The following is a 22262-nucleotide window of genomic DNA, read 5'->3' on the forward strand; positions in this document are numbered from 1 at the left end:
CGGGGCCTTTTCTTTTGGTCTGCCCGACAGCCAACGGCACGATCTCAGGTCCGGTGTTGCGTGCCCTTGGCTGGTCGCCCGGGCGTGATGCCGGAAAGAAGATTGACACCTCGAGGGTCTAGGCATATAGAACCCCATGCCTAGACCCTCGATGCCTTTAACCGCAGTGCCCGACCTGACTGACCGGTCCTACTGGACCGGCACGATCAAGATGAGCCTGTCCAAGCTGTTTATCCTACGCGCCCTGTTCGAAGCGCCCGCTTATGGCTACGAAATCGCCCGCTGCGTCGCGGATATGACAAAGGGCTGCTGCTCCCCGACTGAAGGCACCATTTACCCGGTGCTGCGCGACTTCGAAATCGGCGGCTATGTCACACGTACCGAAGCGGTGGTCGGCGGACGGACACGCAAGATCTACACGTTGACCGACAAGGGGCGTGACGCCCTCAGAACAGCGCTGATTGCCTGGGCGGAAGCTAGCCGTGCACTCGACAGCGCCTCGCGCGATCTTTTTCCCGGCGCCACCGGCCCGCACGCGTCGTTGGATTCCTGCTGTTCGTCCTCCACCGTGACTGACACCGGAGTGTCCCCTTCATGAACTTTCCAACGGCCGCGACCTTGCGACAGTCCGCCAGCAGCCGCCATTTCATCACCGGGCTCGGGCTCGGCCAGATCACGAGTTGGGGCACGCTCTATTACTCCTTCCCGCTCGTTGGCGAGGCCATGGGAGTGGAGCTTGGCTGGAGCAAGCCGGATATCTTCCTGGCCGCGACCATCGGCCTGTTGCTGGCCGCTCCTGCTGCATATCCGATCGGGGTGCTGATCGATCGGGGCTATGGCCGCCTGATCATGTCAGGCGGCTCCCTGCTGGCCGCAATTGCCCTGCTTGCCTGGTCGCAAGTGCAGACCCTGCCGGTCTTCTATGCCCTGCTGGCTGTCATTGGCGTGCTGCAGGCCGCCGTTCTCTACGAACCGGCCTTTGCCGTGGTGGCACGGCGTGTCGGGCCGGCCAGGGCACGGAATGGCATTACCACACTGACATTCTGGGGCGGATTTGCCAGCACGGTCTTCATTCCGGTGGTGCAGATCCTGATCGACGGGCTTGGCTGGCGCGGCGCCCTGATGGTTCTGGCGCTTGTGAATCTGGTGATTGCGGGTCTTTACGCGCTGGTTATCGATCGCCAGCAGGATCTTGGCGAACCCATGCAGGCAAACCCGGCGATTGCACAAGCTTCAGCAGGTGTCAGCCCGGCGCCGGGCCAGACCGGTACCCGACCCGTGCGAGACGCCTTGCGGCAACCGGTGTTCTGGCTGCTCGGCCTGGCCTTCACAGCCTATGCCGCAACTTTCTCGGCTTTCACGTTTCATCTCTATCCGTTGTTGCTTGAGAAGGGTCTGTCGGCAGCGGGCGTCGTGACTGCCATGATGATGATCGGTCCGGCGCAGGTTGCCGGCCGCCTGATCATCTGGCGCCTGGCGGCTGGCGCTTCGGTGCGGGTCATCGGCTGCCTGATTGTTGCACTGTTCCCCCTGGCATTGTTCGGCATCGAGGTGTTGCCGGCGACCCTGCTGTCCGCCATGGCAATGGTCGGGCTTTATGGTCTTGCCAATGGCATCATGACCATCGTGCGCGGTATGGCTGTGCCGGAGATGCTGTCACGCTCCGCCTATGGCGCACTGAACGGGGCGCTCTCGCTGCCTGGAACCTTGGCCAAGGCGCTTGCTCCGGCGGCCGCAGCGCTCCTGTGGCAGGCGAGCGGCTCCTATGACGCCGTGCTGCAGGCCGCCCTTGCTGGATCATTGATGCTTGTTGCCTGTTTCTGGGCCGCAGCCCTCGTCAGCCGCAATACAGATCCCGCCGCCTAGCCCAGCGCCCATGGCGCCGGTTCGGCGAAGTGATAGCCTTGCCCGAGCGTGATGCCCAGTTCGGTAAGGGCCTTGACCGTATCGCGATCCTCCACGAATTCGGCAATCAGATCGATCCCGAGTTCCTGCGCGACACAGATGATGCCGCGCAGGACGGCATGCTGCACCGGATCGCTGACGATCGACCGCGTGATAGTTCCATCGATCTTGAGCCAGTCGAGCTCCAGTCGGCGCAAATGAGCCGTTGTCGGCCAGCCGCCGCCAAAATCATCCAGAGCCACCTTGCAGCCATGGCGCTTCAACAGCGCCACCATGCGGGCCGCTGCCGGCAGATTGCGGGCAACGGAGACCTCGGAAAGCTCGAAGCACATGCGCCCGGCAAGGTGCGGCCGCTCAGCCAACCGGCTGTCGAGATAAGCCTGGAACTCGCTGTTGGCGAGGCTCTGGGCCGAGAGGTTCAAAGAGACCGGAACCCCGGCTGGATCGACGGCGAGCCGGTCAAGGACCGTGTCCAGCACCCAACGGTCGACGGAGGTCATCAGACCATGCCGTTCCGCCGAGGCGATCATGGCGCCCGGCCGCAGTAGCCGGTTTTCCTCGCCTTTCACCCGAAGCAGCAACTCCGTCATCACCGGCGCACCGCTGGCCATGTCAAACACCGGCAGGGCAAACAGGCGCAGTTCGTCCTCTGCTAGGGCGCGCTCCACCCGCGCGACATTGCCAAGATCTTCACGCCGGCTGGCAAGCAGGTTCTCGCCGACCTTGAAATGGCGAACCTGGCCGCCTCCCGTCGCCTTGCCGGTCAGGCAGGCATCATCTGCCCAATGCAACACGTCGGCTGCAGTGGCGTTCATCGTACGGATGAACTGGCGATCCAGCACGGCAACCCCGACAGTACATCCAGTGCGGAAGCTGGTTCCGTTCCAGTCGAGATGCAGCGTCTCGATTGCGAGCATGATCTGCCGGGCAAGGCGACCAGCCTCATCCTCATCTGCGCTGTAGCGCACAATGGCAAACTCATCGCCGCCAAGGCGTGCCACGGTGCCGCTGTCCCCGACTACGTCCCGCAGTTGATCCGATATCTGGCACAGCATTGCATCGCCGGCGGCATGACCGCCCCGGTCATTGACGGTCTTGAAGTCGTCGAGATCCAGCGCCAACAAGGATATCCCGCCTGATATGCCGGTCCGCGCCTTGATCAGCTCGTCTTCAAGGACCTTCTGAAAGGCCCGCCGGTTGGACAGCCCGGTCAATGGATCCTCCATCGCCAGCCGTTCAAGTTCCCGCGCGCGGGCTGGCAGGTCATCTTCCTGCCGCAGCACCAGAAGCACGCCGTCGATCGTCCCCAACTCGCCTCGGAACGGGCGCAACACTCCCTGCAGGTCGTGCTCCGACGGCACTGGCAAGATCGACGTCAGGGACGCATCGCCAGGAGCGTCCCACACCAACGCCCGCAGGGCATGGCGCGGCAAGCTCACGCGCTCGCTACGACCTTTGAACGCACGGGCGAGCGGCTGTTCCAGCTGGCAGGCAAAGGCCGTGGCGCCGAAAATATCACTGAGATGCCGGCCCTGGACCCGCTCGATTCCTCCCCGCACCTCGAACCGCTCCGATCCGGATGGCAGCCCGTCCCGGACACAGCCGTCGGCACCAATCAGCCAGGCCTGATCGGCAAGAGCCAGAAAAGCCTGCTCAGCCATCCGCAACCGGGTCCGGATCGGCCCATCCTCGGCCAGGTCGCGGATCTCCAACAAGAGACCACGCGGCGCGGCACCCGGAACACCGGACAACGGCCGGCATTGCACATGCGCGTAAATGGTGCGGCCGGTCCGGGCCACGAACATTCCTTCGGTTGTCGTTGGCGCCCCGGCCAGGGCGGTGTCGATCACCGGACGCAGCCGGCGCATCGCGGTCTTGGCGAACAGGGCCGACAACTCAAGTCCGGCAACACTCGCCGGCAACCGGTCAAACAACACGGCAAAACCGGCATTGGCCGCGACAATGGCGCCCGCAGCAGACACCACAGCGTAGGGAAACGGCAAATTGCGTAAGATTTCTTCGACGAAATTAGGGGCGCCTTCTGCTCCAAGTTCCTGCCTGGCATTGTCGGAGCTGAAGTAAATGGATGCTTCTTCTGTCAATTTCGCGCCCTCGAGACAATTAATTCCTTCGAAAACCCGGAAGTAATCTTGGGTTTAGACAGCATCGATCGCGGATGAGTACCACAAAAGGGGCGCAGGGAATTAGGATTGGTTAAGTTTCCAGAACTCGTTCTGGGGTTTAGGTAAACAGAAGTTAAACAATTTCACTCGGATTCAAGGCTTCTGTTCTTTGACACAGGGCATCCAGTTGTCACTCCGTCAAAACGGCCCAAAACGGTGTTGGCTCTAGATCTCCCGCTGCGTCACAAAATGGCCCGATTGCAAGGGCACCTGCGGCCCCTGGTTCAGCGCAACTCAAGTGCTGGTATATCTCATAGGGGCAATCCCCTAGAATTGGAGGATGGTCCAATCTTCAGAGCGACCTCGCGCATGATGCGCAATCTTGGTAAGGCAGGCTGCATGGTGTCAGTCGGTCTTGGTCTATTGACCCCGCTTGCGCCGGCCCAAGCCGGCCCGGTCCAGTGCGGAATGGCATCCTGGTATGCCCTGACCAGCCGGACAGCCAGCGGCGAACGCGCCAATCCGAACATGATGACCGCAGCGCACCGAAATCTCCCGTTCGGGAGTGTGGTAACAGTTGTAAACCTGGATAACGGAAAGTCCGTGAAGGTCCGGATCAATGACCGGGGACCGTTCGTGAAGTCCCGCGTCATAGATGTTACCCGGCAAGCGGCAAAAGAGCTTGGATTTCTGAACCGCGGCGTGACACGCGTCAAGGTGATAGGTCCAGATGGTGAAGTTACAACCAAGGCTGGCCGCTGTTAACCAATATTACGCCGGCATAGAACGTAGAGTTCTTTTCCATCGCCAGGCGCATCAATTGTGAAAGAATTCTGAAAATCGATAATGACAAGCTCCACGACAGCGGTTAAAGTTCGCCACCGTGGTCGATGGGGCCATGTGCACAAAACTTTGGCCGCGCTGGCGTTTGTTCGCTGCGCGGCCTTTTTTATGAGCGTTTCTTCGGTTCCTGCCAGGCAACCTGGCTGTCGAGAAACGCTCGAGCGCTTTGCCGTGTCTCCTGACGAGCGCTCTCCCCCATCTTCTCCCAGGTGGCGTAGACTGGCCCTAGACGCGGGTTTTTCCGCAACCTGTCTGCGTTGCGGTCCAGAAAATCCCAATATAGCGCGTTGAACGGGCAGGCACCGCGCCCGGTTCGCTGTTTCACATCATACCGGCAACTGCCGCAATAGTCGGACATCTTGTTGATGTAGTTGCCGCCACCCGCATAGGGCTTGGATCCGAGCAATCCGCCATCGGCGAACTGGCTCATACCCAGGGTGTTGGGCGCTTCCACCCATTCGAACGCATCTGCATAGACCGCCAGATACCACTCATGCACCTCGGCCGGATTGATCCCGGCAAGCATGGCGAAATTGCCAGTCACCATCAGGCGCTGGATATGATGGGCATAGGCCTCGTCCCGGGTCTGGCCTATTGCTTCCCGGAGACAGGTCATGTCCGTCTCGCCGGTCCAGTAGAAGGCCGGGAGTGCCCGGGAAGCACCTAACTCATTGACCTGCGTATACCCCGGCGTCTTCAGCCAGTAGATGCCACGAACATATTCCCGCCAGCCGATGATCTGGCGGATGAACCCCTCTGCCGCATTGAGGGGCACCCGGCCTGCCCGGTATTCAGCTTCCACCGCCCGGCAAACGGTCAAGGGATCGAGCAGGCCGACATTGAGATAGGGGGAAATCACCGCGTGATAGAGCCAGGGTTCACCGCGCAGCATCGCGTCCTGGTAATCGCCAAAACGGGGCAAGGCCACCGTCAGGAACCGGGCAAAGGCCTCCGCCGCATCCTCTGGCGTCACTGCAAAACGAAAGGGCTCCAGGCGGCCGAAGTGATCGGCAAAGCGGTGGCCGACGAGTTCCAGAACCTCGCGGGTCGTGGCGTCCGGTTTTGGCTGAAACGGTTTCGGCATGAACAGGTCTGCCCTGGCCGGCTTGCGGTTGTCTGCATCATAGTTCCACTGCCCGCCCTCCGGTTCACTGCCAGTCATGAGCAGCCCGGTCTTTCGCCGCATTTCGCGATAGAAATACTCCATACGCAATTGCTTGCGCCCCTTTGCCCAGGCGCTGAACTCGGCCACTGAACAGATGAACCGGTCATCGGTCAGAAGGTCGAGGGTGACACCGAACGACTTCGGCCAGGCCTGCGCTGCCTCCAGCACCCGCCACTCGCCAGGTTCCGTCAGCACAACCCGGTCAGCACCATGGCGGGCAACTGCACGTCCGACCTCCCCGGTGAAGCTGCCGGTGTTCAGCGGGTCATCGAGGCGGACATACTCCACTGTCCAGCCCTCGGATCGCAGCCTTTCGGCGAAGTGGCGCATGACCGACAGGATGAAGGCGATCTTCTTCTTGTGATGGCGGACATAGGTCGCCTCTTCCACCGCCTCGACCATCAGCACCACATCTAGCGCCCGGTCCGCCCGGCGCAGGGACGAGAGCCCCAGCGATAACTGATCGCCCAGAACGAGAATGATGGCGGGTTTACGCGTCCGGCCTGGGTCTGCGTCTGTCTGCGAAGTCATGTAATCCGGGGCCCTGGATGTCAGAGTATCTCGTCACCGAACGCATACGGACGCGCGCGCCCTGCGTATCACCAGCGACTTCGTTTTCAGCGCGATGGGATCGGAGCCTCGCGCCCCATGGTTACGGAGATTTTTTCCGGTGGCATCGAATGACCCAAGGTCTGCCCCGGATGCCGGATCGCTGTCTTGTTGGAAGCATCAAACCGAAGTCGGTTCTGGGGATGGCACACACCAGGCCTGCCAAAGCGTCAGAAAAGCCGTTGCCGATCCCGGATCATTCCTGTATCAGACCTAAGTCCGGCAGGCTTTAACGCCATACGCCGAGTGCACCCGTAGCTCAGCTGGATAGAGCGCTGCCCTCCGAAGGCAGAGGCCAGGGGTTCGAATCCCTTCGGGTGCGCCAATCATCTCCTCAAAACCTCTGTACCTTGCCACTTTTGAAGACACGGCAATGCCGTGGGCAGTTGGCATGCGCCGATGAGCTGAGCAGAGGGCCGGCTCCGGGTTCAGACGGAGCCGGATGGTTTCACTGCACCAGCGCCAGGTTGCGGCCACTGGCAATCTGGGTCAGTGCGGTCCGATCCCTGAGGCTGATGTGATTTGCGCCTGCGAAGTCGATGAGCCCCTCGCGCCGGAAACGGTTGAGGTAGCGGCTCACGGTTTCGAGGGTCAGTCCGAGCCAGTCGGCAAGGTCCGTCCGCGTCAGGTAAAGCTGAAACGCGGTGCCACCGTCTTCCGCGAACTGTCCCGCAAGATCGATCAGGGCGGAGGCTATGCGCTCGCCTGCGGTCTTGCGGCCGAGCAATGTCGCATGTGCCTGGGCCCGCCGAAGCATCTGCCTCACCGCCTGATTGATCTCGATCTCTAGCGATCGCCGCATCGCGGTGAGCAGTTCAACTTCAGTTTCGCACAGTGTTTCTGCGCCGCACTGGTGCAGGTCGGAGATGCCGCGACCGAACAGCCGGTCCGGACCAAGAATGTCGACAATCTGCCGCCGCCCGTCGGGGAGCAACTGAAACAGTGCGATGCAGCCCGCCTTGATGCGGAAAGTTTCGCTGCGGTCGATGCCCGGCAGGAACATACGGGTGCGCGCGGGAACGATGGCAATCCGGTTTTCGGAGTGACTGCCAGGGCGGATCAATCCGTCGATGGGAACGACGGCCGCGCCTGCAAGCGGCTTGGAAGTGGCAAGCATAAGGGACATCCGGCAAGGCCTGGCAACGGTATAGGCCCGCGCCGGCTCACAAACACAACAACCGGCGGGGCCGGTCAGGGGGTCAGGCTGGATGGGGTGCCGGTGGCGCCCGGGGCGGCGCCATTGCCGCCAAAGGGCTGTCAGGCGTGCCGAGATCCCGCGGCGGCCATAGGGGCGCGAGCCGCACGGCGATACGCACACCGGAGCCATCCTCACGCGATGGGGGAACTAGAGCGCTGCCGATGCGGCAGGCGACACACCCGGACTTTTTCACCGTTGTGCCTGATCCCTCTTCCTGGATGCTCAGGCAGAAGTCGGGCAGCGTGCCGTCAGGCAGGGTGTATAGCGCCAGTTCGGAGACAGAAAGTCCACGCGCATCAAGGCTCGGGGCATGGTGGGCGAAACCGAGGACAAGCATGGCCATGGCGCAAACAAGGCGCAAGCAGGCAGCCATGGCCGTCAGCGGTCGTATCATCCAGAAAGCCCCTTCCAGATACACCTAGCAGAAGCAGCAGTGCACAGGCCATGCGACGCATTGCCCGCAGTCGTGAACAGCGTCAGTCGGCCAGGGTCGCCAGTCCGCTGGACATGCGCGACACGCCGGGCACGAGCGGGAACAGCGCCGCCTGCACTGAGTGATAGATGTCCGGCTTGCCCTTGAACTGGGTCATGGCGAGGCTGTCGTCGGCTGCAAGCTCGGGATACCAGCCGCCACGGGCATGGTCGATCAGATGCGCATCCGCAAACCGCCAGAGCCGTGCATACCAGGCGTAATCAACCGGCTGAGGATCAAGCTTCAGCAACGTGGCCACGGCGCCGATTGCCTCCGTTACCGGCCACCAGTATCGGTTCGGATTGTCCACGGAGCCGTCAAACGTCAAGGTGTAGGCAAAGCCGCCGCGCACTTCGTCCCATGAATCACTCAGTGCCCTTTCGATCAGCCGCCGCGCTGACAGTGTCATGTCGCCGTCCGGACGTCCGGCGAGATCCCAGTACTGCAGCAGCAAGCGGCCAAGTTCAAAGGAATGACCGGGCGTCGTTCCGGCGGGACGGAACATCGGATTGCCGGCGTAGCCAGGATCGACCTTCCAGTCCGCCGTGTAATGCTCAGGCAACCGCCAGTCATGTGCTGGCGCCATTTTGCCAACGAAAAAGTCCAGGATGCGGCCTGCCCGCGTCAGGAACTGCTCGTCACCCGTGGCCTCAAATGCGGCGAGCAACGCCTCGACGCCATGCATGTTGGCATTCATGCCGCGATAGGAGGAAAAGGGCGTCCAGTCGCGGTTGAATTCATCACACAGGAGACCTGCGTCCTCTTCCCAGAAATGCCGGTCGATGATCGCCCTCACATCGTCAATCAGCCGCTGCGCATCCGGATGACCCGCTTCAAGGGCGCTGGCACCGGCCAGCAGCACGAAGACATGGCCATAGGCGAGCTTGCGCGCATCCGCGATATCGTCCTTGCCGTGCAGGGCCCAGACATAGCCGCCATGGGCAGCATCCCGGTGGTGCGACCAAAGATAGGCCATGCCCTGGTCGATGATCGCATCGGAGGATACCAGCCCGGCCTGCTTGCCCAACGCATAGGAATGGACCAAGCGCGTCGTGGTGTGCAGTTCCTGCGGCTCGTCGCGCAGAGGTTGACCTTCATGGTCTAGTGTCCAGAAGCCACCAGCCGGCCGGCAGCTGGCATCAAAGAATGAAAACTGGCGGGCTGCGTCCTGGCGCAGGTATGCCCGGTGAACGGGGTCGCTCAGCCAGTCCGTCTCTTGGCCGGGGCTGGCCAGAGCAACGCAGTCTGTCATGTCATCTCCTTCGGACCGGACATCCGGCCAAGATCTCGCAAGGGGCAACCCAAGTGCTGTGGCTATGGGCAAAAGGCAACAATCCCGGCCTCATTCGCTGACAGCGCCAACCTCTGCCGCTTCCAGGTTGAAGGCGGCCGCCATCAGCGCGCGGGTGTAGTCAGATTGCGGAGCGTCGAAGATGTCCGTTGCACGGCCCGATTCCACCACCTTGCCATGGCGCATGACGATGACGTCATTGGCCAGCGCGCGCACCACCTTCAGGTCATGCGAGATGAAGAGATAGGCGAGGCCGCGCTTTTTCTGCAGCTCGCGCAGCAGCTCCACCACCTGCGCCTGCACGCTCATGTCAAGCGCCGAGGTGGGCTCGTCCAGCATGACGAACTTCGGCTCGAGCACCAGCGCGCGGGCAATCGAGATGCGCTGACGCTGGCCGCCGGAGAACTCATGCGGATAGCGGAAGCGGGTTGAGGGATCGAGACCGACCTCGACCAGCGCCGCAGCCACCCGTGCGTCCCGCTCGTCCGCCGACAGGCGCGGGTGATGCACGGCAAGCCCCTCGCCGACGATGTCCGAGACAGACATGCGCGGGCTGAGCGCGCCGAAGGGATCCTGAAACACGATCTGCATGTCCCGCCGGAGCGGACGCATGTCCTTCCACGAGAACTTCGAGATCTCGTTGCCGTTGAAGGCAATCTGGCCGGTTGAGGAAATCATTCGCAGGATCGCGAGACCCAGCGTCGTCTTGCCTGAGCCGCTTTCACCGACGATGCCAAGCGTCTGCCCCTCGCGCAAGGTGAGATCGATGCCGTCAACCGCCTTGATATGGCTGACCGTGCGCCGCATCAGCCCGCGCTTGACCGGGAACCAGACACGCAGGTCCTTCGTCTCCACGACAACCGGGCGCGTCAGGTCTTCGGCGGGCGGCTGCCCCTTTGGCTCGGCCGCCAGCAGATGCTGCGTGTAGGGATGCTGCGGCCGGCTGAAAACCTCTTCCACTGGTCCGGCCTCGACAACCCGGCCCTTGGTCATGACGCAGACCTTGTCGGCGATCTTGCGCACGATGCCGAGGTCATGGGTGATGAACAGCATCGCCATGCCGCGCGCCTGCTGCAGATCCTTCAGAAGCTTCAGGATCTGGGCTTGCACGGTCACGTCCAGCGCCGTTGTCGGTTCGTCGGCGATCAGCAGGTCCGGCTCGTTGGCCAGCGCCATGGCGATCATCACACGCTGGCGCTGACCGCCCGACAGCTGGTGCGGATAGGACCCGAGCCGGGTTTCCGGATCGCGGATACCGACCTGTGTCAGCAGTTCGATGACCCGCGTGCGCGCGGCTGTCTCGCCCATGCCCCGGTGCACGCGCAGGATCTCGGCAATCTGCTTTTCCACCGTGTGCAGCGGATTGAGCGAGGTCATCGGCTCCTGGAAGATCATGGAGATGTCGTTGCCGCGCAACTTGCGCATCGCGTCCTCGTCCGCGCTGACCAACTCCCGGTCCTTGAAGTGGATCGTACCGCCCGGATGCGAGGCAACCGGATAGGGCAGCAGCTTCAGGATCGACAGCGCCGTCACCGACTTGCCGGACCCGCTTTCCCCCACGACCGCCAGCGTCTCGCCGGGCCGGATGTCGAAGCTGACCCGGTCAACGGCCAGGCTGGTCTGCCCGTTCTGGGTGAAGGCAACGCTGAGGTCCTTGACGGACAGGAGGGGCGTCTCGGTCATGCGTCAGGCACCTGGGTCTGGAGAAGGGCGTAAGTTGCCTCATCGAGGCCGATCTTCTGGATGGGGGTCGGCGGATTGATCCGCTGGTCAAGAGAAACGAAATGCGTCGCGCCGGAGTCAATGGCAGCCGCTAGATGCAGACGATCTGGAAGCCGAACCTTTGCCGACTGCGTCGCACTTAGGTCTGCCGAGATGAACATGTGCTCTCTGGAAACAGGGCACAGGGCAATCGCGCGCTGATTGATCAGCACCTCTTCATAAATTCCCCGCAGGAGGCTTCTTTCAGACCCGGATAGCTCTTTGGCACGAAACGACAGGACCTCGGCAATGGTCAGTTCGCTCGTCATTGCCCGGACGGTGCCATTCACAGCACTTCGGAGGACGGCGCGCGCGCATTGCGCGAGGCTGTCGTGCTCAGTCCCCTCAATAGCGCTGATGAACACCATGGTGTCGAGGTAAAGCAGATGCATCAACCTCCCCACGCGTCCCTGTCATGGTCCAGCAAATTTGCAAGATCCGCGGATGACCTCCGCAAGCGGTCAGGCGTGCGCTTGAACACTTCGTCCAGGCGTGAGGCCTCATCCGTTGCAACCGCAGGACTGTCCGTCTCGACTGTCACCTGAACCTTCACCCCGGCAGGCAATCCTGCCCTGAGATCCTCCGGCAATTTCTCGACCGGATATCCCGATTTGACGATCCTGTTCATCGGTCAGTCTCCTTCCAGCCCGTCCCACCCTATCACACAAAGCTCTTGCGCGGATCGAAGGCGTCGCGGACGGCTTCGCCGATGAAGATCAGCAGGCTCAGCATGGTCGAGACAACGATGAAGCCGGTGATCGCGATCCACGGCGCCTGGAGGTTGTTCTTGCCCTGGGCCAGCAGTTCACCCAGTGAGGCGGAGCCCGGCGGCAGGCCGAAGCCGAGGAAGTCCAGCGCCGTGAGCGTCGAGATCGAGCCGTTGAGGATGAACGGCATGAAGGTCAGCGTCGCCACCATGGCATTCGGCAACAGGTGCCGCCACATGATGACACCGTTCGACACGCCCAGCGCCCGCGCGGCGGCGATGTATTCGAAGTTTCGCCCGCGCAGGAACTCGGCCCGCACCACGCCGACCAGCGCCACCCAGGAAAAGGCGAGCAGGATCCAGAACAAGGTCCAGAACCCTGGCACCAGAACCGAGGAAATGATCAGGATCAGGTAGAGCGTCGGGATCGCAGACCAGATCTCGATGAAGCGCTGGAAGCCGAGATCAATCCAGCCGCCGTAGAACCCTTGAACCGCGCCGGCGGCAATGCCGATGGCGGAGGAGGCAAGCGTCAGGGCCAGCCCGAACAGCACCGAAATGCGGAAGCCGTAGACCAGTCGGGCGACAATGTCGCGGCCCTGGTCATCGGTCCCCAGCCAGTTCCAGTTGCCGATGGTGCAATTGGGATCGGCCACGCCGAGCGGATAGCGTGAACAGCGTTTTTCCTTGTCCATCATCCACGACGGCGGTGCGGGTGCAGGCACCGGGATGTCCTTGTTGACCGAGCGGTAGGAATAGCGCACCGGAGGCCAGAGCATCCAGCCGTTGGCATTGATTTCATCCTGGATATAGGGATCGCGGTAGTCGGTCACCGCCAGGAAACCACCGAACCTTTCCTCCGGATAGTCAACGAACACCGGGGCAAGCAATTCGCCCTTGTAGGACACCAGGATCGGCCGGTCGTTGGTGAAAAACTCTGCCCCCATTGCCAGGCCGAACAGCACCAGAAAGATCCAGAGCGACCAGAATCCGCGCCGGTTGGCGGCGAAATTGGCGATGCGGCGCCGGTTGAGCGGCGACAGTCCGCGCCGGCGCGGCGGCGGAACCACCTCGGCCGGCAGCGGATTGATCGTTTCGAAGCCTGCCTTGTCGAGATCACGGGAAGTCATCGTCAGACCTCCCGGCTTTCGAAGTCGATGCGCGGATCGATCCATGTATACATCAGATCCGAAAGTAGGTTCACCAGCAGCCCCATGAGCGAGAAGATGTAGAGCGTGGCAAAAACCACAGCATAATCGCGGTTGATCACGGACTCAAAGCCGAGCAGGCCAAGCCCATCCAGCGAGAAGATCGTCTCGATCAGCAGCGCCCCGGCGAAGAACGCGGAGATAAAGGCGCCCGGGAAGCCCGCAACCACGATCAGCATGGCGTTGCGGAACACATGGCCATAGAGCACTTGGCTTTCGCTCAAGCCCTTGGCCCGAGCAGTCACCACATACTGCTTGCGGATTTCTTCCAGGAACGAGTTCTTCGTCAACAGCGTCGTGGTGGCAAAGGCTGACAGCGCCATCGCCACCAGCGGCAGGGTCATATGCCAGAAATAGTCGAGGATCTTTTCCGGCCAGGACAGTTGCGCCCAGTTGTCGGAGGTGAGACCGCGCAGCGGGAACCAGTCCAGGAACGATCCGCCCGCAAAGAACACGATCAACATCACGGCAAAGAGAAAGCTTGGAATGGCATAGGCGACGATGATGATCCCTGACGTCCACACGTCAAAAGGCGTTCCCTCCTTCACCGCCTTGCGAATGCCGAGCGGGATCGAGATCGAATAGGAAATCAGCGTCATCCAGAGCCCGAGCGAAATCGAAACCGGCATCTTTTCGAGGATGAGGTCGATGATGCGGATGTCGCGGAAGTAACTGTCACCGAAATCGAAGCGGGCATAATTCCAGAGCATCGCAAGAAACCGCTCGAGCGGAGGCTTGTCGAATCCGAACTGCGCCTCCAGTTCCTTGATGAATTCCGGATCCAGCCCCTGGGCGCCGCGATACTTGGTCGAGAGGCTGTCGCCCGCCGTCGGCTGGCTTTGGGTGCCGCCACCGAAATCATTGCCGCCGCCGCTGATCCGCGAGGTTGCGGAGACGTCATTGCCCTGCAGTTGCGCAATGACGCGCTCGACAGGGCCACCCGGCGCAAACTGGATAATGATGAAGTTGATGGCCATGATCCCGACCAGGGTCGGGATCATCAGCAGCAGGCGTCGGAGGATGTAAGCGCCCATCGTTTCGGTATTTTCCTTCTCGCGCGCGGCATCACCAGCTTCCAATGGAAGCGATCAGCCCGCGATGCCGATCTTCGCGGCCTTGTCCTTGTCAAACCACCAGGTGGTTTCAACCGGAAAATCGTAGAATGGCGGTTCATCCGGATAACCGAAGACATCCCAGATGGCTACCGAGTGATAGGGCTTGTTCCACTGGGGCACCCAGTAGTGGCCCGAGCGCAAAACCCGGTCCAGCGCCCGGGCGGCTGTCACCATCTCCTTGCGTGTACCGGCTGCAAGCGCCTTTTCAAGCAAGGCATCGACCACCGGATCCTTGATTCCGGCGAGGTTGTAGCTGCCCGGCCTGTCAGCAGCCTTGCTGCCCCACATGTCGCGGGTGCTGTCGCTGAGCGTTGCCGACAGGGAATAACGCCGGCCTGTAACTTCGAAGTCGTAGTCATTCTCGCGCGTCTGATATTGCGCCGGATCGACGACGCGGAAGGTTGCTGCAATGCCAAGCCGTTTCAGATTGGCGATATAGGGCTGCACCACGCGGTCAAACGCGGAGGAGGAGTCCAGGAACTCGATGGTGAAGGGCTTACCATCGAGCCCCAGCAGAATCCCGTCCTTGCGTGTCAGGCCAGCTTCGGCGAGCAGCTCGGAGGCCTGCCGAAGCAGGTTGCGGTCATTACCCGACCCGTCCGAGGCAGGTGCCAGGATCGGTTCGCCAAAGACCTCCACCGGCAACCGGTCCCGGTAGGGTTCCAGCAGCGCCAGTTCGTCCGCATCCGGCAGCCCGGTTGCCATCATGTCGGAGTTCTGGAAGAACGATTGGGTACGGCTATACATGCCGTAGAACAGGTTCTGGTTCGACCACTCGAAATCAAACGCAAAGGCCAGGGCGCGGCGCACCCGTGCATCGGCGAACTTCGGCAAGCGTGTGTTGAAGAACCAGCCCTGTGCCCCACTTGGCCGATTGTCAGGAAACTCCGCCTTCAAGACCTTGCCTTCGGTGACAGCGGGGAAGGTGTATTCCGTACTCCAGGTCTTGGACGAGAACTCCTCCTGATAGGTCAGCAATCCTTTCTTGAAGGCTTCAAAGGTCACCTGCCGTTCGCGGAAAAACTCAACGCGAATGATGTCGAAGTTGTTCTGACCGACTGCTACCGGCAGGTCCTTGGCCCACCAATCGGCAACCCTGTGGAACTCGACAAATCGGCCCACCTCATGCGCGCCCACCTTGTAGGGGCCAGAGGACAGTGGCGGCGTCAACGTCGACTGGGTGAAGTCGTAGGCGCTGTAGTAGCGCTTGGAAAAGATCGGCAGAGTGGCGACGATCAGCGGCAGCTGCCGCGTCTGCTTGCCCGAGAAAACAACCTCGACCCGCGCGTCATCGAGCGCCTTGGCCTCGGTGAACTCCTGGATCGACTGGCTGATCTGCGGATGACCGGACGCCTTCAGCAGGTTTAAGGAAAACGCGACATCTTCGGCCGTCAGCTTCGAACCATCATGGAACCTCGCCTCCGGGCGCAGATGGAAGATGTAGCTGTTGCCGTCGGCAGAAATCTCGACGCCGGAGGCGACAAGACCGTAGATGGCATCCGGCTCGTCCAGCGCCCGAACCATCAGCGTATCGAAGCAGCGTTCCATGCGCGGCGGGGCATCGCCCTTCAGTACGAAAGTGTTGAAGGTATTGAAGGTTTGAGGGTTCTGATTGAACACCCAGCTTGGCGCGGAAAAGGCGATCCTCCCGCCCTTCGGCGCATCCTTGCGCACATAGTCGAAGGCCTCGAAGCCGGGGCCATACTTCAACTCTCCAAATACCGACAGGCCTTGCTTCAACGCCGGCTGCGCCCCGGCAAAGCCGCCAAATGGCAGCGTCAAGCTTGCGGCCGCGGCGGCAGACAGCTGAAGTACAGAGCGGCGCGAGACGCCGGTCACATCTGTCATTTGATCGCTCCCGTCTTGGCCGCCAGCGCTTCGTCGTACCACCAGATGGTGGGGAAAGCGTAAGTGAACTCAGGCATTGTCTTGGGATGACCGAAACGGTTCCAGCGCACCGTGCGGTCCATGTCCGAATAGAACTGCGGCACCACGTAGTGGTTCCAGAGTAGCACCCGGTCGAGCGCCTTGGTTGCCGCCAGCAGTTCCTCGCGATCCTTGGCAAAGACAACGCGGTCAATCAGCTTGTCGATTGCCGGGTTCTTGATGCCGGCATAATTGCGCGACTGCTCGCGGTCAGCAGCTTCCGAACCCCAAAAATCGCGCTGCTCGTTGCCCGGCGACAATGATTGGCCCCAGACCAGCGTCGCCATGTCAAAGTCACGCGTGTTGATCCGGTTGATATATTGCGGCTGGTCGACAATGCGCAGGATCGTCCTGATGCCTATGCTTTCCAGATTCTTGGAATAGGGCAGCAGGTTCCGTTCGGCGCTCTTGTCAAAATAGAGCATCTCGATGGTGAATTGCTCACCAGACTTGGGGTCGATCAGACGCCCTCCGTCCAGCTTGTAGCCGGCGGCTGTCAGCAGTTTCACCGCTTCCCTCAGGTTGGTCCGCACATTCTGCGGGTTGCCGCCAACAGGGTTCTTGTACTCTGTCGTGAAGACCTCATCCGGGATTTCACCTCGAAGACTTTCCAGAATTTCCAGCTCCAAACCCTCAGGCAGTCCGGTTGCACCAAGGTCTGTACCGGCGAAATAGGAACCGATCCGCTTCAACAGGTTTGCAGATACGATCTCGTTCGTGGTCTCGAAATCATAGGCGTAGTTAAGCGCCTGCCGGACGCGTGGATCCTGGAACTTCTCCCGGCGCAGGTTCGGGACATAGGCCTGCATCCGACCGGAGCCCTTGTCGACGAACTCCTCCTTCACGACGCGTCCATCCCGCACTGCCGGGAAATCATAGGCTTTTGACCACTGACTGGCGCTCCGCTCCTCACGAAAGTCGTACTGGTCGCCCTTGAAAGCCTCCAGTTCCACGGCCTGATCCAGGAACACCGCATAGCGAACTTCATCAAAATTGTTGGTGCCGACCCGGATCGGCAGGGTTTCACCCCAGTAGTCCTTCACCCGCTCGTAGACAATGTCGCGATTGGCCACGAAGGACTTGATCTTGTAGGGCCCGGACCCCAGCGGCGGCTCCAGCGTGCCGCGCCCGATGTCGCGCTTTTCGCCCTTGGCATCCACGCCTTCCCACCAGTGCTGCGGCAGCACCAGCACCTGGCTGACGATATGCGGCAGCTCCCGGTTGCCCTTGGTGTCGAACTCGAAGCGGACGATGCCGCCGGGCAGTTCCTCCGCCTTGACGACGTTCTTGTAATAGAATTTCTGCGGCGGGCTGAGTTCGATGGCCTTCTGGAACGACCAGACCACATCGGCTGCGGTGATCGGCTTGCCATCGTGCCAGCGCGCCTTCGGATTGATCCGGTACTCAACCCAGGAGTAATCATCCGGATAACGCATGGCGTCGGCGATGACGCCATAGGAGGCGCTGATGTCGACCTCGTCGAGCGCCGTTTCCATCAGGCTGTCATACATCAGACCTAGCCCGCGCGCGGAATTGCCCTTCGGCAGGATCGGGTTGAACGTATCGAAGCCGCCAGTGTCGGACAGGCGGACGATGCCGCCCTTTGGCGCATCCGGGTTCACATAATCGAAGTGTTTCGCATCAGGTCCATACTTCGGCGTACCTGCGAGAGCGGTCGCGTGATGCCAGGCGGGCTCGGCGGTTTGGGCCCGCACAAGCCCAGGCAGGGCAACAACGGGCAGGGCAAGGAAAAGACTGGCGGCAAGGGCAAGAAAGACGGGTCTGGGGGCCTTCGGGCCTGCGGTCATTATCTGTCTCCCGATGCAAGAGCGGAGCCGACGAACGACTCTGTTCACCTGAAACAGAGTGTAAGTGTCAGCTGGCCGCTCCGTCACCGGAGAAATGTCAAGATAACAGAAATTTAAGATCCGCTGGCTGCCCGAACGCCCGGAAACAGGGCGTTGAAGCGCTCCTTCTTCTGCGCATACATGCGGGTATCGGCAAGTTCCAGCAACTCGAGGATCGTCTTGGCATCTTCCGGATAGGATGCGATGCCGACACTGGCTCGGACGGTAACCGTTATAGTCCCGAGGTGCATTGGCTCACTGACGGTTGCGGCCAGGCGCCGGCTGAACAAGGTCACATCGGCCTGCGACATGATACCCGGTGTCAGCACCACGAATTCGTCTCCGCCAATCCGCGCCACTGTATCGGCGCGCCGTGTCATGGCCCTCAGTCTTTGGCCAATTTCGACCAGCATCTGGTCCCCGATAGCGTGGCCATGCTGGTCATTGATCGGCTTGAATGCATTGAGATCGACGAAGAACACCTGAAAGCCGAGACCTGACCGGTCGCTCAGGCTCGCCAGTTGTTCCATCCGGTCTTCCAGAAGGCGGCGGTTGGGCAAGCCCGTCAGCGGGTCATGATGCGCAAGCTGGCGCGCACGCACCATTTCGAACACCACCAGAAATCCCATGCCGGCAACAATGAAGGTTGCACCATAGCCGGCGATCAGGGCCAACCACAGCTCCTTCGACATCTGCATCCAGCCGCCTTGCGGAAAAGCAGCCAACTGCCATCTGGTCGCACCGGGAAGCTCGACATCCAGCCGTGCTGCATCAGCATCGAACACAGCAAGATCGCCCAGAATGACGGAAGCATCCCGCTCACCGCTGGCTGGAACCTGCAGTGCAATGTCATAGCCCAGCATCACCGGCTTCAGGTCTGCTGCAGCCAGCATTGCCTCCTCATCGAAGACGACGGAGCCGACGCCCCAATAGGCTCTGGCGCTCTCTCCTGCGCCGGCAAAGGCCGGTACGAATATCGGTATCCGGGCAATGATCGCGCGACCGCCCTGGACAAGGTCCACCGGCCCGACCAGCACGACGGAGCGGGATTCCATTGCCTTGCGGATGCCTGGCCATTGCTCTCGATTGTTTGCGTAGTTAAGGCCAATCGCCTTTTCATTGCCCTGCAGTGGATGCACGAAGCGCAGTACATTGTCGGGGGCCAGCGCAACCGAACGAATGCCCTTGTCCAACGCCATCATTTCCGCGCTGTAGCGGCGGAACTGCAAGTCACCGAGACGTGGATTGATGACGACATAATTCATCAGGCCTGTGCCCAGGGACACCGAGCGGCCTATGGCGCCCAAGAGCCGCGCCCTTGCCTCGGACAACACCGAGACAGCAGCTGCCTTGTGCCGGTCGACATTTGCATCCCGGATAAGGCCGCCGACATAGGTCGTCATCGCCAGCCCGACACCTAGAACGACGATCGCCGTGACCAGAGCCTGCCAGAATCCATTGCGTCGCTTGAGCAGGTTGAGCGTGCGAAGCACTGCGATCCCTTCCCTGTGCTGACCTCCATTGGCCCGCACCCAAACCTGACCATAGGACAGCTTCGTAAAAAGAGGATTGTTGCGGTCGTTCAAACAACGAAAAACCGCGCCCCGAGAGGCGCGGTTCAGTGAAACCGATTTCGCCAGGTCGTTATTACTGCAGCGGAACCGGGCTGTCAGACATGCTGTTCATGTAAACAATCATGTCAGCGCGTTCTTCGCTCTTCTTAAGTCCGGCGAAACCCATCGAGGTGCCTGGAACATGCGCCTTCGGGTTCTGCAGGAAAGCGTAGAGCTGTTCAAGCGTCCACGCCGGATTGCTTTCGCCAAAAGCGACCATCGCCGCAGAATAGGAGAACCCTTCGTGCGAAGCCGGCTTGCGGTCAACGATGCCCCAAAGATTCGGACCAACCTTGTTGGCACCACCCTTGTCGAAGGAATGGCAGGCCGCGCACTTCTTGGCAGCTTTCTCGCCACCGGCAACGGTGGCTGCAACAAGACGCTCAGACAGCGGAACGGTTTCCGGCACAGCCTCAACCGTCGATGCATCGCTCTCGGCGCTTTCCACCACGATCTCGTATCCCGGCTGGTTCGGTATGGTCGGCGTGAAGATGACGTCAGAGACGATCCCCACACCCATCGTCAGCAGCAGCACCATCAAAACCGCACCCGCGGCCTTGTTCAGCTCAAAGGAATCCATTCGGTAAGGCTCCAGATTAACGCGCCCATGGCCCGCACCCTCTCCGGAGCGAGCCACAATCTGCCTTCATCAAATTTGGCTGGAACCTACAAATTTTTTGACGCCGCTGTCCATAGGTATAAAAGTCGCGGCACACTGAATTCGTTATCAGGCGACGCTTTTTCGCCCTGATGCCGTCCAGAGCGCCCCGGAGCCGGTCGTGACATCCGCACTTGTAGTTATTCCCTCCCGAATGGCGGCAACCCGTTTGCCCCAGAAACCACTTGCTGACATTGCCGGCAAACCGATGATTGTCCGCGTTCTGGAGCAGGCGCTGGCCGCCGACATAGGCCCGGTGGTTGTGGCCTGTGATGATCAGCGCATCCTCGAGGCTGTCAGCGATCATGGCGGCCAGGCCGTCCTGACCCGGACAGATCATGAGTCCGGCTCGGACCGGATCCACGAAGCGGCATCCCTGATGGACCCTGACCGCCGGCACGACGTGATTCTCAATCTGCAGGGTGATGTCCCCCTGATCGAGCCGGCAGCCATCCGCGCCGCCTTCGCGCCGCTTGCAGATCCCGAGGTGCAGATCGGCACCATCATGACGGAAATCCGCACCGAGGAAGACCGGCAGGATCCCAGCTTCGTCAAGGCGGTCGTCACGGCCATTGCCGGGGCGCGCTATCGGGCGCTGTATTTCACCCGCGCCACGGCCCCCACCGGTCCTGGCCCGCTGTTCCAGCACATTGGCGTCTACGCCTATCGCCGCAGCGCGCTCGACCGGTTTGTCTCCCTGCCGCCGTCGCCGCTTGAGCAGCGCGAAAAGCTGGAGCAGCTGCGCGCTCTGGAAGCCGGCATGCGGATCGACGTCAGCCTGGTCGACAGCGCGCCGATGGATGTCAATACGCCGCAGGACCTCGAACGCGCCCGCAAGGCCCTTGCGGGGCTTTGACAAGGCCGTAACCTTCACATGTCATCACTCCCCGACCGAGATGAAAGAAAGCTTCCACGCTGATGTCTGACCGCAAGAAGATCGTGTTCCAGGGCGAAACCGGTGCGAATTCGCACATGGCCTGCCGCAGTGTCTATCCGGATTACGTGGCCGTGCCCTGCGCGACCTTCGAGGACTGCTTTGCCGCCATGGAATCGGGCGAAGCCGATTTCGGCATGATCCCGGTCGAGAACTCGATTGCCGGCCGCGTCGCCGACATCCACCACCTGCTACCGCGCTCGAACCTGCACATCATCGGCGAATATTTCATGCCGATCCGCTTCCAGCTGATGGCCCCGAAGGGGGCGCGGATCGAGACCCTGAAAAGCGTCCAGAGCCACGTCATGGCGCTTGGCCAGTGCCGCAACATCATCCGTGACCTCGGCCTCAAGGCCATCGTCGGCGCGGACACGGCCGGCTCCGCCCGTCAGATCGCGGAGCTGGGCGATCTCACCGCCGCAGCCCTTGCGCCGGAGATGGCTGCCGAGGTCTATGGCCTTGATATCCTGAAGCGCAATGTCGAGGACGCGGAACACAACACCACCCGCTTCCTGATCCTGTCGCGCGAGCCGGCGCGGGCGGCCTACAGCGGCCAGCCGATCATCACCACCTTCATCTTCCGCGTGCGCAACGTTCCGGCAGCGCTCTACAAGGCTCTTGGCGGCTTTGCCACCAACAGCGTCAACATGACCAAGCTGGAATCCTACCAGCTCGAAGGCCAGTTCTTCGCCTCCATGTTCTATGCCGACATCGAAGGCCACCCGGACGACAAGAACGTCGCGCTGGCGCTGGAAGAACTCGCCTTCTTCTGCGCCGAGCTGAAGATCCTCGGCGTCTACCGGGCCAATCCGTTCCGCGAAAAGATCCGCGAGCCGGAAGCCAACCGCGCCCTGCGCCCGAACTCCGCACAGTAAGTTTCCCGCCAGA

Annotated in this window: 18 protein-coding genes and 1 tRNA gene; 6 read left to right on the forward strand and 13 right to left on the reverse strand. The window is 61.3% G+C overall.

The genetic code is table 11. The annotated features are described in order from the left end of the window. Positions 1-151 precede the first annotated feature (151 nt). On the forward strand, positions 152-598 hold the full coding sequence (locus C8348_RS07890; RefSeq protein ID WP_198646966.1) for a PadR family transcriptional regulator: 447 nt from the start codon (positions 152-154) through the stop codon (positions 596-598). After that, positions 595-1866: an MFS transporter gene (locus C8348_RS07895; RefSeq protein WP_106752752.1), complete on the forward strand. Its 1272-nt coding sequence runs from the start codon at positions 595-597 to the stop codon at positions 1864-1866. Before C8348_RS07890 ends, C8348_RS07895 begins: the two co-directional genes overlap by 4 nt. Here C8348_RS07895 and C8348_RS07900 read toward each other — a convergent pair. Next, positions 1863-4007: a putative bifunctional diguanylate cyclase/phosphodiesterase gene (locus C8348_RS07900; RefSeq protein WP_106752753.1), complete on the reverse strand. Its 2145-nt coding sequence runs from the start codon at positions 4005-4007 to the stop codon at positions 1863-1865. The two genes, C8348_RS07895 and C8348_RS07900, sit on opposite strands and share 4 nt — an antisense overlap. Positions 4008-4400: 393 nt before the next feature. On the opposite strand from C8348_RS07900, the gene C8348_RS07905 reads away from it, so the two are divergent. Continuing rightward, positions 4401-4793 carry a septal ring lytic transglycosylase RlpA family protein gene (locus C8348_RS07905; RefSeq protein ID WP_106752869.1) on the forward strand — a complete coding sequence of 131 codons (393 nt, stop codon included), beginning with the start codon at positions 4401-4403 and terminating at the stop codon, positions 4791-4793. A 184-nt stretch (positions 4794-4977) separates the two neighbouring features. Here the strand turns inward: C8348_RS07905 and C8348_RS07910 are convergent, their stop codons facing one another. Continuing rightward, positions 4978-6567: a cryptochrome/photolyase family protein gene (locus tag C8348_RS07910; RefSeq protein WP_106752754.1), complete on the reverse strand. Its 1590-nt coding sequence runs from the start codon at positions 6565-6567 to the stop codon at positions 4978-4980. Between the two features lie 326 nt (positions 6568-6893). On the opposite strand from C8348_RS07910, the gene C8348_RS07915 reads away from it, so the two are divergent. Continuing rightward, a tRNA-Arg gene (locus C8348_RS07915) sits at positions 6894-6970 on the forward strand. A 123-nt stretch (positions 6971-7093) separates the two neighbouring features. Here C8348_RS07915 and C8348_RS07920 read toward each other — a convergent pair. The 11 genes from C8348_RS07920 to C8348_RS07970 all read right to left on the reverse strand — a co-directional run bounded on the left by C8348_RS07920 (position 7094) and on the right by C8348_RS07970 (position 20362). Further along, on the reverse strand, positions 7094-7762 hold the full coding sequence (locus C8348_RS07920; RefSeq protein ID WP_157950402.1) for a helix-turn-helix domain-containing protein: 669 nt from the start codon (positions 7760-7762) through the stop codon (positions 7094-7096). Positions 7763-7844: 82 nt separating this feature from the next. After that, a complete protein-coding gene (locus C8348_RS21920; protein ID WP_157950403.1) occupies positions 7845-8237 on the reverse strand; it encodes a hypothetical protein in 393 nt (130 codons plus the stop codon). Between the two features lie 82 nt (positions 8238-8319). Beyond that, positions 8320-9567: an AGE family epimerase/isomerase gene (locus C8348_RS07925; protein WP_106752756.1), complete on the reverse strand. Its 1248-nt coding sequence runs from the start codon at positions 9565-9567 to the stop codon at positions 8320-8322. A 90-nt stretch (positions 9568-9657) separates the two neighbouring features. Beyond that, positions 9658-11289 (reverse strand): ABC transporter ATP-binding protein, encoded by a 1632-nt coding sequence (locus tag C8348_RS07930; RefSeq protein ID WP_106752757.1) that lies wholly within the window; start codon positions 11287-11289, stop codon positions 9658-9660. Further along, positions 11286-11759 carry a type II toxin-antitoxin system VapC family toxin gene (locus C8348_RS07935; protein WP_106752758.1) on the reverse strand — a complete coding sequence of 158 codons (474 nt, stop codon included), beginning with the start codon at positions 11757-11759 and terminating at the stop codon, positions 11286-11288. The genes C8348_RS07930 and C8348_RS07935 overlap by 4 nt, the downstream gene beginning before the upstream one ends. A 268-nt stretch (positions 11760-12027) precedes the next feature. Next, on the reverse strand, positions 12028-13203 hold the full coding sequence (locus C8348_RS07945) for an ABC transporter permease (RefSeq protein ID WP_106752760.1): 1176 nt from the start codon (positions 13201-13203) through the stop codon (positions 12028-12030). 2 nt (positions 13204-13205) lie between these two features. Beyond that, the gene (locus C8348_RS07950; protein ID WP_106752870.1) at positions 13206-14315 is read right to left on the reverse strand and encodes a microcin C ABC transporter permease YejB; all 1110 of its coding nucleotides are present in this window, start codon (positions 14313-14315) and stop codon (positions 13206-13208) included. Positions 14316-14369: 54 nt separating this feature from the next. Beyond that, positions 14370-16244, reverse strand: a complete 1875-nt coding sequence (locus C8348_RS07955) for an extracellular solute-binding protein (protein ID WP_106752761.1) — start codon at positions 16242-16244, stop codon at positions 14370-14372. Then, the gene (locus C8348_RS07960) at positions 16241-18130 is read right to left on the reverse strand and encodes an extracellular solute-binding protein (RefSeq protein ID WP_106752762.1); all 1890 of its coding nucleotides are present in this window, start codon (positions 18128-18130) and stop codon (positions 16241-16243) included. Before C8348_RS07960 ends, C8348_RS07955 begins: the two co-directional genes overlap by 4 nt. Before the next feature lie 113 nt (positions 18131-18243). Next, on the reverse strand, positions 18244-19662 hold the full coding sequence (locus tag C8348_RS07965; protein WP_157950404.1) for a diguanylate cyclase domain-containing protein: 1419 nt from the start codon (positions 19660-19662) through the stop codon (positions 18244-18246). A 154-nt stretch (positions 19663-19816) separates the two neighbouring features. Continuing rightward, on the reverse strand, positions 19817-20362 hold the full coding sequence (locus C8348_RS07970) for a c-type cytochrome (protein ID WP_106752764.1): 546 nt from the start codon (positions 20360-20362) through the stop codon (positions 19817-19819). Positions 20363-20561: 199 nt separating this feature from the next. On the opposite strand from C8348_RS07970, the gene C8348_RS07975 reads away from it, so the two are divergent. Together C8348_RS07975 and C8348_RS07980 are read left to right on the forward strand one after the other, a co-directional pair. Continuing rightward, entirely contained in the window at positions 20562-21296 is a 735-nt protein-coding gene (locus C8348_RS07975) for a 3-deoxy-manno-octulosonate cytidylyltransferase (protein ID WP_106752765.1), read from the forward strand. Positions 21297-21358: 62 nt separating this feature from the next. Further along, the gene (locus C8348_RS07980; RefSeq protein WP_106752766.1) at positions 21359-22249 is read left to right on the forward strand and encodes a prephenate dehydratase; all 891 of its coding nucleotides are present in this window, start codon (positions 21359-21361) and stop codon (positions 22247-22249) included. The last annotated feature ends 13 nt before the right edge of the window (positions 22250-22262 follow it).

This window comes from Pannonibacter carbonis, from assembly GCF_003012935.1.
Lineage (GTDB): Bacteria > Pseudomonadota > Alphaproteobacteria > Rhizobiales > Stappiaceae > Pannonibacter > Pannonibacter carbonis.